The sequence below is a fragment of the Streptococcus sp. GP0011 genome (assembly GCF_030546305.1).
Lineage (GTDB): Bacteria > Bacillota > Bacilli > Lactobacillales > Streptococcaceae > Streptococcus.
Window position 1 is genome coordinate 179,420 of the sequence record NZ_JAUONR010000004.1, and the last position, 13,292, is coordinate 192,711.

9 protein-coding genes are annotated in these 13,292 nt (G+C 42.2%); 6 read left to right on the forward strand and 3 right to left on the reverse strand.

Going from position 1 to position 13,292, the window contains the following annotated elements; all coding sequences use genetic code 11:
• The first annotated feature begins 89 nt into the window (after positions 1 to 89).
• Together Q4443_RS06225 and Q4443_RS06230 are read left to right on the forward strand one after the other, a co-directional pair.
• Positions 90 to 1,262, forward strand: coding sequence for a hydroxymethylglutaryl-CoA synthase (locus Q4443_RS06225; RefSeq protein ID WP_049519472.1), 1,173 nt, complete (start codon positions 90 to 92; stop codon positions 1,260 to 1,262).
• Positions 1,262 to 2,536, forward strand: coding sequence for a hydroxymethylglutaryl-CoA reductase, degradative (locus tag Q4443_RS06230; protein ID WP_049519323.1), 1,275 nt, complete (start codon positions 1,262 to 1,264; stop codon positions 2,534 to 2,536). The genes Q4443_RS06225 and Q4443_RS06230 overlap by 1 nt, the downstream gene beginning before the upstream one ends.
• A gap of 36 nt (positions 2,537 to 2,572) precedes the next feature.
• Here the strand turns inward: Q4443_RS06230 and Q4443_RS06235 are convergent, their stop codons facing one another.
• Entirely contained in the window at positions 2,573 to 3,538 is a 966-nt protein-coding gene (locus tag Q4443_RS06235) for a LacI family DNA-binding transcriptional regulator (protein WP_000225990.1), read from the reverse strand.
• Positions 3,519 to 4,973, reverse strand: a complete 1,455-nt coding sequence (locus Q4443_RS06240; protein WP_049519321.1) for a sucrose-6-phosphate hydrolase — start codon at positions 4,971 to 4,973, stop codon at positions 3,519 to 3,521. Before Q4443_RS06240 ends, Q4443_RS06235 begins: the two co-directional genes overlap by 20 nt.
• A 378-nt stretch (positions 4,974 to 5,351) precedes the next feature.
• Between Q4443_RS06240 and Q4443_RS06245 the strand changes: the two genes are divergently transcribed.
• A complete protein-coding gene (locus Q4443_RS06245) occupies positions 5,352 to 7,256 on the forward strand; it encodes a sucrose-specific PTS transporter subunit IIBC (protein ID WP_049519319.1) in 1,905 nt (634 codons plus the stop codon).
• Positions 7,257 to 7,414: 158 nt separating this feature from the next.
• The gene (gene scrK / locus Q4443_RS06250) at positions 7,415 to 8,302 is read left to right on the forward strand and encodes a fructokinase ScrK (protein WP_049519317.1); all 888 of its coding nucleotides are present in this window, start codon (positions 7,415 to 7,417) and stop codon (positions 8,300 to 8,302) included.
• Between the two features lie 278 nt (positions 8,303 to 8,580).
• On the opposite strand, the gene Q4443_RS06255 is transcribed toward scrK, so the two are convergent.
• On the reverse strand, positions 8,581 to 9,198 hold the full coding sequence (locus Q4443_RS06255; RefSeq protein ID WP_000076176.1) for a TVP38/TMEM64 family protein: 618 nt from the start codon (positions 9,196 to 9,198) through the stop codon (positions 8,581 to 8,583).
• Between the two features lie 133 nt (positions 9,199 to 9,331).
• Between Q4443_RS06255 and Q4443_RS06260 the strand changes: the two genes are divergently transcribed.
• Together Q4443_RS06260 and Q4443_RS06265 are read left to right on the forward strand one after the other, a co-directional pair.
• Positions 9,332 to 11,965, forward strand: coding sequence for a DEAD/DEAH box helicase family protein (locus Q4443_RS06260; protein ID WP_049519315.1), 2,634 nt, complete (start codon positions 9,332 to 9,334; stop codon positions 11,963 to 11,965).
• Between the two features lie 50 nt (positions 11,966 to 12,015).
• Complete coding sequence (locus Q4443_RS06265) at positions 12,016 to 13,161, forward strand: AbiH family protein (protein WP_049519314.1); 1,146 nt, start codon at positions 12,016 to 12,018, stop codon at positions 13,159 to 13,161.
• Positions 13,162 to 13,292: the final 131 nt, after the last annotated feature.

A 13,292-nucleotide genomic window follows, 5' to 3' on the forward strand; every position in this document is an offset into this window, starting at 1 on the left:
AATCAAGTCTTTTTTCTCTCTTTTGTCCCTATTTGTGATAAAATAGAATGAAACGATTTTTTACAATGAATGAAAAAACAGAGGTAAATATGACAATCGGTATTGATAAGATTGGTTTTGCGACCAGTCAATATGTCTTGAAATTACAAGACTTAGCAGAAGCGAGGGGAGTTGACCCCGAAAAATTTAGCAAGGGACTCTTGTTAAATGAAATTAGTATTGCGCCACTGACTGAGGACATTGTTACCTTGGCAGCTAGTGCAAGCAACTCTATTCTAACAGACAAAGAAAAAGAAGAAATCGACATGGTCATCGTGGCGACCGAGTCAGGAATTGACCAGAGTAAGGCAGCAGCGGTCTTTGTTCATGGCTTGTTAGGCATTCAGCCTTTCGCCCGTAGCTTTGAAATCAAAGAAGCCTGCTATGGAGCGACAGCTGCCCTTCATTATGCTAAATTGCATGTGGAAAATTCTCCAGAGTCTAAGGTTTTGGTCATTGCTAGTGATATTGCCAAGTATGGTGTGGCAACTCCGGGTGAGCCAACCCAGGGTGCTGGAAGTGTGGCCATGCTAATCACGCAAAATCCACGCATTATGGTCTTTAACAACGATAACGTTGCCCAAACACGCGACATCATGGATTTTTGGCGTCCGAACTACTCAAGCACTCCTTATGTAAACGGCATGTACTCGACCCAACAGTATCTTGATTGCCTGACAACGACTTGGGATGAGTATAAGAAACGCTATGATTGGACTATGGATGACTTTGCAGCTATCTGCTTCCATTTACCTTATCCTAAGTTGGCCCTAAAAGGTTTGCGCAAGATGATAGACAAAACTTTGTCTAAAGAAAAACAGGATAGTTTGCAAGAGAACTTTGATAAGTCCATTCTCTACAGTCAGATGATTGGGAATATCTATACAGGTTCCCTTTTCCTTGGGCTTCTCTCCCTTTTGGAAAATGCAGAGACTTTGAAGGCTGGAGATAAAATTGCCCTCTACAGTTACGGAAGTGGAGCGGTTTCAGAGTTCTTTAGTGGTGAATTGGTCGAAGGCTATGAGGCTTACCTTGATAAGGACCGCTTGAGCAAACTTAAACAACGTACAGCATTGTCTGTTGCAGACTATGAAAAAGTCTTCTTCGAAGAATTGCAGTTGGATGAGTCTGGTTCAGCCCAATTTGCAGGCTATGAACATCAAGACTATGCCTTGGTTGAAATTGTCGACCACCAACGCCGTTATAGCAAGGTTGAAAAATAATGAAGATAAGTTGGAATGGATTTTCTAAAAAATCATACCATGAGCGCCTGGAGTTGTTGCGAGCTCAGGCGCTCCTTAGTCCTGAAAAGCAAACGAGTCTCGAGCAGGATGAACAAGTCAGCTTGGCCATTGCAGACCAGCTGAGTGAGAATGTGGTAGGAACTTTTTCTCTGCCTTATTCGATCGTTCCAGAGCTTTTGGTGAACGGTCAGGACTACACAGTTCCCTATGTGACAGAAGAACCCTCAGTGGTTGCTGCGGCCAGCTATGCTAGCAAAATCATCAAGCGAGCAGGTGGCTTTACTGCTCAAGTACATGAGCGCCAGATGATCGGTCAGGTAGCCCTTTATCAAGTTGCTGAACCTGAACAAGCGCAAGAGAAGATTGCCAGCAAGAAGGCGGAACTCTTGGAACTTGCCAATCAAGCCTATCCTTCCATCGTTAAACGCGGTGGTGGGGCGCGTGATTTGCATGTAGAGCAGATCAAAGGTGAAACAGATTTTCTCGTCGTCTATCTCCATATCGATACCCAGGAAGCCATGGGGGCTAATATGCTCAATACCATGCTAGAAGCCTTGAAGCCAGTCTTAGAAGAGCTCAGTCAGGGACAGAGTCTCATGGGAATTTTGTCCAATTACGCGACAGATTCTCTAGTGACAGCAAGTTGTCGTATTGCCTTTCGCTACTTGAACCCTCAAAAGGATAAAGGACGAGAAATTGCAGAGAAAATAGCCTTGGCCAGCCAGTTTGCACAGGCTGATCCTTACCGAGCGACTACTCACAATAAAGGGATTTTTAATGGTATTGATGCCATTTTGATTGCTACTGGTAATGACTGGCGTGCCATCGAAGCTGGTGCCCATGCCTTTGCTAGTCGAGATGGACGCTATCAAGGTTTAAGTCGATGGAGTCTAGATAGGGACTCGGAAGAATTGGTTGGTGAGATGACACTGCCCATGCCTGTAGCGACCAAGGGTGGCTCTATCGGTCTCAACCCTCGTGTAGCCCTCAGTCATGAACTACTGGGAAATCCTTCTGCCAAGGAATTAGCTCAGATTATCGTGTCTATCGGTCTTGCCCAAAACTTTGCGGCCCTCAAAGCCTTGGTCAGTACGGGCATCCAGCAAGGTCACATGAAATTGCAGGCCAAATCCCTAGCTCTCCTAGCTGGTGCTAGTGAGTCTGAAGTTGCTCCCCTCGTTGAGCGTCTCATCGCAGATAAAACCTTTAACTTAGAGACAGCCCAGCGCTATCTAGAAAACTTAAGATCATAAAAAAACTCAGACGAATCAGTCTGAGTTTTCTTGTACTTAAATACTTTTTCCTGGTAATAGGGTGACGGGTAAGAAGTAACCGGTTGTCGCGACCTCTTTGCCTTCGATCTTCTGCAAGAGAAGATCAACAGTGAGGTGGGCAATCTCTTTCATAGGTTGCTTAATCGTTGTCAAATGAGGATAGTAGTTCTCGATAAAGTAAGTCCCATCATAGCCGATGACCTTGAGCTCATCAGGAACAGAGATACCTAGCTCCTGAGCGATTTTGATAACCAGGATAGCTGTCAAATCATCCGAAGCAAAGATAGCATCTGGTTTCTGATGGGTCAAGATATTCTTGATTTCCATTTCTTTTCTGACGGGAGAAAAGTCGCTCGAAACATTGATAATAGGTGCTTTCGGGAGAACAGAGGCAAATCCAGCGTGGCGGAGTCCAGTTGGTGAGTTGGAGTTGTCATTTCCTGTAATCATGATGATAGACTGGGCGCCTGTCTTGACCAAAGTTTGGGCGGCGAGGACCCCGCCTCCGTAGTTATCAGAGGAGACGACAGGGATGTCTGGTGATAGATTTCGGTCAAAGGAAATGATCGGTGCTGTCACACGATTGTAGTCTTCGATTCCCAAGTTGTGACTTCCAGAAATGATACCATCGACCTGGTTGGCCTCCAGCATTTCAATGTATTCCCGTTCTTTTTCAGAGTCGTGTTCGCTGTTACAGATGATGGTCTTGTAGCCATTTTTGAAGAGTTGGTGTTCCAATTTATCAATCAACTCCGCATAAAAGACATGACTGATGTTTGGAAAAATGAGTCCAATCAACTTGGCAGATTTTCCTTGAAGACTTCGAGCCAGATTATTGGGCTTGTAGCCTAGCTCTCGCATGGCTTCATTAACCTTTTGGATGGTTTTCTCAGATAGATAACCCTTTTTATTGATGACCCGTGAGACGGTAGTAGGGCTGACGCCTGCAAGTTTTGCGACATCAGTTAGTTTTGCGACCATAATCTAATTCATAGTAAGTTCCAGTTGGGTTTCCAAACTTGATGAGGATACCGTTTTGGTCCGCATGTGGGAAAACACGACCAGAAAATACTTTTTCTCCTTTATTGATGAAAATTTCAAAGACTGACTTGTCGATGAAGATAGTGGCTGTTGTAGCTTGGTTATTGATAGGGCAAGAACGAGTTGTACCAAATTCTTGGGCGTACTGTTCACCAGCTTGGCTACGATCCACTGTCACTTGACCGTTTACAAGGTCAAAGTTGATGGAAAGTCCCTTGCCTTCTTTATCAGCGAGCAAGACAATCTCGCTTTGGCTATTGGCCTCCAAGTTAAGCTCGAGTTCATAGGTATTTTTGGTTTGAGTACGATTTGAGAAGACCTCTTCAGAAGAACGAAGTTCTTTGACGGCTGCGACTGGATATTGGTAGAGTTTGCCGTCTTTGATAGTGAGTTCCTTGACCAAAGAGAAGGTTCCTTGGTGGTCAAAACGGTCAGATGGGTAAGAAACATCTGGTAACCCAAGCCAGCTTACTGCCAATGTACGTCCATCCGGAGCGTTGAAGGCTTGAGTCGCATAGGCTTCAAAACCATAGTCTAGATTTTGCAATGGAGACACATCTACCATTTTGGCATTTTCAGGATCAAAGGAAGCCCCGATTTTGTACATATTTGGATAGATATTATCATAGTCTAGAACAATCTTATCCAATCCTTGTGGACAGTAGAGAAGGACAGGTTGCTCCCCTACAAAGACCAGATTTGGGCATTCCATCATGTAGGCAGTGCGATCGTTAGCGAAGTCAAGGTCGCCAACTGCTTGCCAGTTTGTGTAATCGTTGTCAACAGCCTTGTAGAGACGGACGAAGCCTTTTTTATCCAAATCCTGTCCACCGACGATAGCATAGTATTGACCTTTGAAGTTAAAAATTTGCGGGTCGCGGAAGTGGTCAGTAGAGTCTGATGGCTGGTCAATCAAGATCTTGTCAATCTTTGTAATCTTGCCATCCTTATCCATCAAAGCACCAATTTGGTAAGGGTGACGGATCCAGTTTTCATCACGGACATTTCCTGTATAAAATAGGAACAAGTTATCGCCAAACTGCATGGCAGAACCAGAGTAGGCACCGTGGCTATCCAATGGAGTATCTGGCAAAACTTTGACTCCAGTTTCTCTAAAGTGAACCAAATCATCACTTTCTAGCTGCGCCCAAGATTTTAAACCGTGGGCTGCACCAAAGGGGAAGTTCTGGTAAAAGAGAATCCATTTGCCATCAAAATAAGAAAAGCCATTTGGATCATTGAGAAGTCCCATTTTAGGCTCGACATGGTAACGAGTATGCCAAGGAGATTGTGCCATCGTTTCCTTGATTTGTTTGATTTCATCATTAGACCAGTCTTCATAGCGTCTATAACGGCGCTCGGTTGTCCATTCCATTTTATCTTTCCTCCAAAAGTTCTATTCTATTATTAATAGTAAACGTTTTCGGCAAAAAAAGCAAGTCTTTTATGTTAAAAAAAAGAAAAATATATCAAACGATTGCCAGAAATCAAGTGAAGGAAATCTGGCAAATTTTCACGAAAAAATGAAAGAAAATGTAAATAAAAGCCTTGATTCCTCAAGTATAAAGATATTTTTTTGAGGAAAAAGAGAATTTCCCTCAAAAACGAGCAAAAATAATCAGAGAAAAAAGAAAGGGAATAAAAATTTCTGCAAAACGCTTGACATATTTTAGAAACATGATAAAATAATAGTCGTAGGGCGAATAAAATCGCTTTCAAACAAGAACAAAATTTTATAAGGAGATTTTTGCAAATGAACAATCAGGATATTGCAAAAAAGGTCATCGAAGCCCTTGGCGGACGTGAAAATGTCAACAGTGTAGCCCACTGTGCGACTCGTCTACGTGTCATGGTCAAAGATGAAGGGAAAATCAATAAGGAAGTGATTGAGAACTTGGATAAAGTTCAAGGAGCTTTCTTTAACTCAGGCCAATACCAAATCATCTTTGGTACTGGTACAGTAAACAAGATGTACGACGAAGTGGTTGCACTCGGTTTGCCAACATCTTCTAAAGAAGACATGAAAGCAGAAGCTGCTAAACAAGGAAACTGGTTCCAACGTGCTATCCGTACTTTCGGTGACGTTTTTGTACCACTTTTGCCAGCAATCGTTGCGACTGGTTTGTTTATGGGAATTCGTGGGGCTATTGTTCAAGATCAAGTTTTGGCTTTGTTTGGAACAACTGCAGAAGCCTTTAAAGCAACAAACTTCTATACTTATTCAGTTGTATTGACAGATACAGCCTTCGCCTTCTTCCCAGCCTTGATCTGTTGGTCAGCCTTTCGTGTATTCGGTGGAAATCCTTTGCTTGGTTTAGTCTTAGGATTGATGATGGTTAACTCATCCTTGCCAAATGCTTGGGCTGTTGCTTCAGGTGATGCTCAACCAATTATCTTCTTTGGCTTTATCAAAGTTGTCGGATATCAGAACTCAGTTTTACCTGCTTTCTTCGTCGGATTGACCGGTGCGAAACTTGAAAAGTGGCTCCGTAAGCGTATTCCAGATGTATTAGACTTACTCCTTGTACCATTCTTGACTTTCTTAGTAATGTCTATTTTGGCCTTGTTTGTCATTGGACCTGTATTCCATGAAGTTGAAAGCTACGTCAAAGTTGCTACTGTTTGGTTGCTCAGTCTCCCAATGGGTCTAGGTGGATTAATCCTTGGTGGTGTTCATCAGGTTATCGTCGTTACGGGTGTTCACCATATCTTCAATCTATTGGAGTCTAACCTAGTTACTTCTACAGGTTCAGATCCTCTTAATGCTATTATTACAGCAGCTATGACTGCTCAACTTGGAGCAACTCTTGCTGTTGGTGTGAAAACAAAGAATCCAAAAATTAAAGCTCTTGCCTTCCCAGCTGCACTTTCTGCTGGACTTGGTATCACTGAACCAGCTATTTTTGGTATCAATCTTCGCTATGGTAAACCATTTATCATGGGGCTTATCGCCGGTGCTGCTGGTGGTTGGTTAGCAAACATTCTAGGTTTGGCAGGTACTAGCTTTGGTATTACGATCATTCCTGGAACACTTCTCTACATCAATGGTCAACTTCTCCAGTATATCTTTATGGTCCTAGTAACAACTGCTCTTGGTTTCGGATTGACTTATGCTTTTGGTTACAAAGAAGAAACAGAAGTGGCAGAAGAGACAGTTTCTGAAGAAGCTACAGAGGCAAATGAAGAAATTTCAGTAGCTCCTCAAAATGAAACAATCCAAACTCCAATCGTTGGTGACGTAGTTGCTCTCGAGAATGTTAATGACCCAGTCTTTTCAAGTGGTGCAATGGGACAAGGGATTGCTGTAAAACCAAGCCAAGGTGTGGTTTACGCACCAGCTGATGCAGAAGTATCGATTGCCTTTGCTACAGGACATGCTTATGGTTTGAAGACAGCAAATGGAGCTGAGATCTTGATCCACGTTGGTATCGATACGGTGACTATGAACGGTGAAGGCTTTGAACAAAAGGTTGCTCAAGGCGACAAGGTTAAAGCTGGTGACGTTCTTGGAACCTTTGACTCAAACAAAATCGCTGCTGCAGGTCTTGACGACACAACAATGGTTATCGTAACCAACACAGCAGACTACGCTTCTGTGACACCAGTCGCAAGCGGTTCAGTTGTTAAGGGTGACGCTATCATCGAAGTGAAAGCCTAGTCTTCTTCGAAAATCAAATCTAAAAACAAAACGAACAAATATCATGTTTGTTCGTTTTTACTTGGATGGTAAGATTTACAGAGGAAAATCTAAAATATTGAGAAATCTAGCCCTTTAAAATGTGCTATAATAGAGAAAACAAAGATAAGAGGTTTATCATGACAAAATTATATGGAAGCTTAGAAGCGGGCGGTACAAAGTTTGTCTGTGCTGTCGGAGATGAAAATTTTAACGTTGTAGAAAAAACACAGTTTCCTACAACAACTCCTATCGAGACCATCGATAAAACCATCGAATTCTTTTCAAAATTCGATAATCTTGCAGGCCTTGCCATCGGTTCCTTCGGTCCCATTGATATCGATAAAAACTCAAAAACCTATGGCTTTATCACAACGACTCCAAAACCTCACTGGGCAAATGTAGACCTACTTGGTGCCCTTCGCCGCACCCTCAACGTACCCATGTATTTTACAACCGACGTAAACAGCTCTGCCTATGGTGAAGTAGTGGCTCGTAACAATGCTGGCGGCCGTATCGAAAACTTGGTTTACTACACAATCGGGACAGGTATCGGTGCAGGTGTTATCCAACGTGGTGAGTTTATCGGTGGTGTAGGTCACCCTGAAATGGGTCACTACTATGTAGCCAAACACCCAATGGATATTGAAAAAGAATTTAATGGCGTTTGTCCTTTCCACAAAGGCTGTTTGGAAGGCTTTGCGGCTGGTCCAAGTCTCGAAGCTCGTACAGGTGTTCGTGGTGAAAATATTGAACTCAATAACTCTGTCTGGGACGTCCAAGCCTACTATATCGCTCAAGCTGCGGTCAATGCTACAGTGACTTTCCGTCCAGATGTAATCGTCTTTGGTGGTGGGGTTATGGCACAGCAACACATGCTGGACCGTGTGCGTGAGAAATTTACAGCTCTTCTCAACGGCTACCTACCAGTACCAGACGTGCGTGACTACATCGTGACTCCAGCGGTCGCAGGCAATGGTTCCGCAACACTTGGAAATTTTGTCCTTGCTAAGAGTGTCGCAAAATAAAATAAACAAAACATCCGCTTGGGAAACCAAACGGATGTTTTGTTTGACGAAAATGTTTTTGAGCCTTTCCTTAAGTGATGACGGACGGTAGCGACTTTCTTCGAAATTCCATACCTAAACTTTGAGACATTAGGCTCAAAGTTTCCGAACACCTGAAACCATTAGATTTCAGGTGTTTTTATCACGGCGGAAAGGCTAGGTAAGTCCTCACTTCACTATCGAAAAGTTGGCATGATTTCCATACCAAAGTATATTTAGTATCATGCTATTTTCTATTCTCAAAACATCTGCCAGAAGAAATCAATGATATAAGTCAAACCATAAGTATAAACCACTAGGGTAAAGGGCTTGGTCAAAATGATGATAATCATATAGCGCTTGAAGGTCATCTTGGTCAGGGCTGCCAGCATGCAGAGAAAGTCAGCTGGGCTAACTGGCCAGATCATCATAAAGATAAAGAACCGCTCGAAACGATTGCCCTTATCTAGCCAACCGATGTACTTGTCATAGGTGCGCTTGCTGACGACGGACTGGACAAAGGCAGCTCCATAGAGACGCACGAGGTAAAAGATAATGGCACAGCCAATCACGATGCCGATATAGTTATAGATAGTCCCGATGATGTGGCCGTAAATAAAGACCCCAGCCACTGAGGTCAAAGCTCCCGGAATGATCGGAACGACGGTTTGTAGGATCTGTAAAAAGATAAAGAGTGGTGGCCCCCAAACTCCAGCTTGCTGGATAAAGGCTGATAAGGTTTCCTTGGACTGTAAGACTCCTGCCTGATAGGCCCAAATACAGAAAATCAAGGTGCCGACTCCCCCAACGATAGATGAAATATTGATGACTTGCTGCAGAAGGGGAGAAACAGCTTTCATTTGCTTATCCTGTGACATGTAAACTCCTCATAGATAGTATGATTCTACTATACCATATTTTGTGGAGAAAAACTATCTGGATTATCTGGCTGGAGAAATAAGTGTGGTAAAATGAGAATAAGAAAATGACGGTATAGAATGAGGGGGTATCATGTTAGGTTTAAACTTTAAAGGAAGCTGGCGCCAATATCAAAAACAGGTCTTGGATCGTTTTCAGGACTATCAAGCAGACGGTCATGTTCATCTAGTGGCTGCTCCAGGGTCTGGAAAGACAACCATTGGTATCGAGCTAATCGCTCGTTTTGGCAACCCAGCCCTCATCTTAGTTCCGACTGTCACCATTCGTGAACAATGGGTAGATAGGATTCAAACTGCTTTTCTAGAGGAGGGTCAGAGGCTTTCAGACCTCGTTTCCCAAAACTTAAAGGAGATGAAGGCATTAACGATTGTGACCTATCAGGCTTTTCATAGTGCCATGAACCAATTTCAATCACAAGAAGATGGAGAAGCAGAGGATTTTATGGGGTTTGATTTGCTTGCAAGTCTAAGGACTCAGAAAGTTGCGACTCTTTGCTTGGACGAATGCCACCACCTGCGCAATGAATGGTGGAAAAGTCTGGAAGCCTTTCGCAAAAAATATGAACCGCTGCAAGTCATCTCCCTGACAGCGACACCACCATATGACAGCGACCCTGAACTCTGGGAACGCTATATCCGTATGTGTGGGGAGATCGATCAAGAAATCACGGTACCTGAACTAGTAAAGGAAGACACTCTTTGCCCTCATCAGGATTTTGTCTATATGTGTTCACCAACAGCTGAAGAGGCGGAACGTCTCAAACGGTTTGAGGAGACTAAGTGGGACTATATTCATCACCTTATAGTCGATCCTGATTTTCAATCATTTGTAGCAGGGTCTAAGGTTCTCAAAGGGGATATTTCATCTGATTTGCTCTTAGAAGATCCCAAGTACTTGTCTGCTATGTTGATTTATATGCATTCTCAGGGATTAACGATTCCTCCATCTTTGCAAAATTTACTGGGAACCCAGAAGCTTCTAGCATTGACCTCCTACTGGCTGGAGACGCTGTTGCAGAGCATACTCTATCAGACACCAGATTGGTATGAGGATCCAGATGGATATAGGAAAAAGTTAGAGGCTGACTTGAAGGCGCGTGGGTTAGTGGAAAAACGTCAGGTTTATCTGGTTAAGTCCAAGGCTTCTGACCAGCTTTTAACCCAATCTCTGGGGAAGTTGTCTGCCATTGCCGATATCTTCTGGGCAGAGTATGAGAGTCTCGGTCAGGAACTGAGACAGTTAGTGCTAGCTGACTATATTCGCAAGGATTTTGCTACCTATCTGGGAGATGATCAGGCAACCATTTCTCAGTTGGGGGTTCTCCCTTATTTTGAAAGCATTCGTCGAAAAGCTCAGGAGCAAGAGATACCTGTGTCTTTGGCTGTCTTATCAGGTAGTGTCGTTATTTTGCCTACCGATGTGGCAGCAGAGTTGAAGGAGCTCTTGCCTCAGGTTCCTCTTAGTTTCTCATCTATTGGTCACTTAGATCCAAAAGATTATGTGCAGGTAGGTTTTCCGAGCTCAGCTAAGGGAATCGTAGCGGCAGTGACGGACCTTTTTCAACGAGGACAGATTCAAGTCCTAGTCGGAACCAAATCTCTCCTCGGAGAGGGTTGGGATGCTCCTTGTGTTAATTCCCTAATCCTCGGAAGCTTTGTGGGGAGCTTTATGCTGAGTAACCAGATGCGCGGGCGTGCCATTCGTATCTGGCCGGGGCATCCAGAAAAGACCAGCAACATCTGGCATCTGGTAGCCGTTCAAGCGCAAGCACTCATCACTCTTCCTGGTGAGGAGCCTAGACCAGAGAGCAATCAGGATCTGCAGACCTTGTCGCGACGGATGGAGCATTTTCTTGGATTGGCCTATAATCAGGAGAGTATTGAGACCGGTTTGGATCGTTTGGATTTTCCAAAGCCCCCTTTTAAGAAAAAGCAAATTAGTGAGTACAATGAGCGAGTTAAGAGTCTCTCCAAGGATCGAGCAGGCTTGAGAAAAAAATGGCAGGAAGCTCTTGTTGTAGCGGATCAATTTGAGATAGTTACAGAAGTCGCGACTCAAAAACAGAAGATCCCAGTCATGCTCTTGCTTGATGCATTAAAATGGGTTCGCATGTCATTGCTCTTGTTGGCAGTGGATTTGTTGGTTTTGCTATTTAGACTAAGACTGATCGGTGTTTGGTGGCTTACGGTAGCATGTCTCCTCTTTTTAGTCTTTGCATCTTGGCGCTACCTCCGCTATAAGAGTCCTTATAAACGTTTGCAGTCTCTGGGTGAGCAGATCCGAAAGGCTCTGCTAGATTCGGGGCATCTAACGGATGATCAATCCCGTGTTCAGGTAGAGGAGGACAAGGAAAACTACATGGTCTTTGCCTATCTCAAGGGAGGAAGCATGAGGGACAAGGAGCTGTTTGCGCAGACTGTGGGAGAGTTCTTTGCTCCAGTGGACAACCAGCGTTATCTCTTGAAGGCAGAGAAAGTCCGACAAGGTCAGTCACCTTACTATGCCGTGCCTAGTCTTTTTGACAAGCGCAAGGAAGAAGCACAGAAATTCCTTGACTTTCTGAGGCCAACTATCGGACGCTATCACCTCGTCTATACACGAACAGAGGCCGGACGGAAAACCCTTCTAGAAGCTCGTGTCCAAGCTCTCTCTAACAAAAACGACCGTACCTTGACTAAGAAGAAGGTTAAAAGCCGGTTGGAGTAGGGGAGGTAAAATATACCCCGCTAGAAAATAAAAAAGCAAAGGGAGAAAATATGGCAGATACAATTTTAATTTTAGGTAATGGATTTGATATTGCAATGGGGCGAAAAACAAAGTATACAGATTTTATTGACTTTGAAAAACAATTATTCTCTAATCCAAATGAGGACTTACTGGAGTTCCTAAAAGTTAAAAATATAAGGATTGAGAAATACAAGGATAATTTATATTTAAAATTTATCAATGAGAATAAAGCTACTCTGGGATATAATTGGTCTAATCTTGAAATAATGATTTCGCAACTTGCAGATGCAATAATGTATTTCAAAGAAAATAATGATTTAATATTCAAAGTTACTATTACAGGACAAACTGGGTTACTGGATGAGAAATTATCAAAAGAAAAAAATTATAGGTCAAAATTATATATTTCAGATTTGTTTTTTTTACTCTTTCATAAAAAAGTCTGGGGTTCTTTAGAAAGAGAAGTTGCAATGGAAAAGTTGAATAATGAATTTATCAATCAACTTGATCTATTGATTGAATTGTTAGAAATATATTTATCTTATAGAGACTTTCTTGATTTTAAAGTTATCGAGATAAAATCCAAGCCAACAGCTCTAGATGCAATATCAGATTTGTCAAATTCCTCTGTCCTAAACTTTAATTATACAAACACTTCACGATATTTATTTGGAACTTCTGAGAAGAGAACTCATTTCATACATGGGCGAATTGACTTAATTAGAACCTTCAGTCGAATTAATACGATGGTTTTTGGAATTGAGGATAAAGAAAATGATGTTAACAGTGATTTAATTCCCTACCAGAAATATTATCAAAGAGTAGTAAAAGAAACGGGAAATGATTTTGAAAAATTTTTTAAACGAACTTTCTATGATATAGATGACGAATTCGGAAGTCAACTTCCAAATTCAAAGAATATCATTGTTTTTGGACACTCGGTTGACCCTTTGGATAAAGAAATATTTCAAAAATGTTTTGCATTAGCAGAAAATGGAAAGTATGATTATAGATTTATTTTCACTTATTTTAATGATTTAGCTAAACGTTCAATTATTAAGAATCTCGCAATCATCCTTGGGAAGGAAAAACTGATAGAATTAACAGGTAAACAGAATGTTGTATTTATAAAGAGTGATGATAAGGATAGTATGAAAGAAGTACTACTGCCTTAATAAAATCAAAAAAATAATTGAAATCATAGAGTACAATTATAAAATCATATTTTAAAAATAGTTTATACCCCACTCGCTCTAGTCAGGTCGAGTGGTTTTTCTTGAAATATGATAAAATAGAAAAGATAATA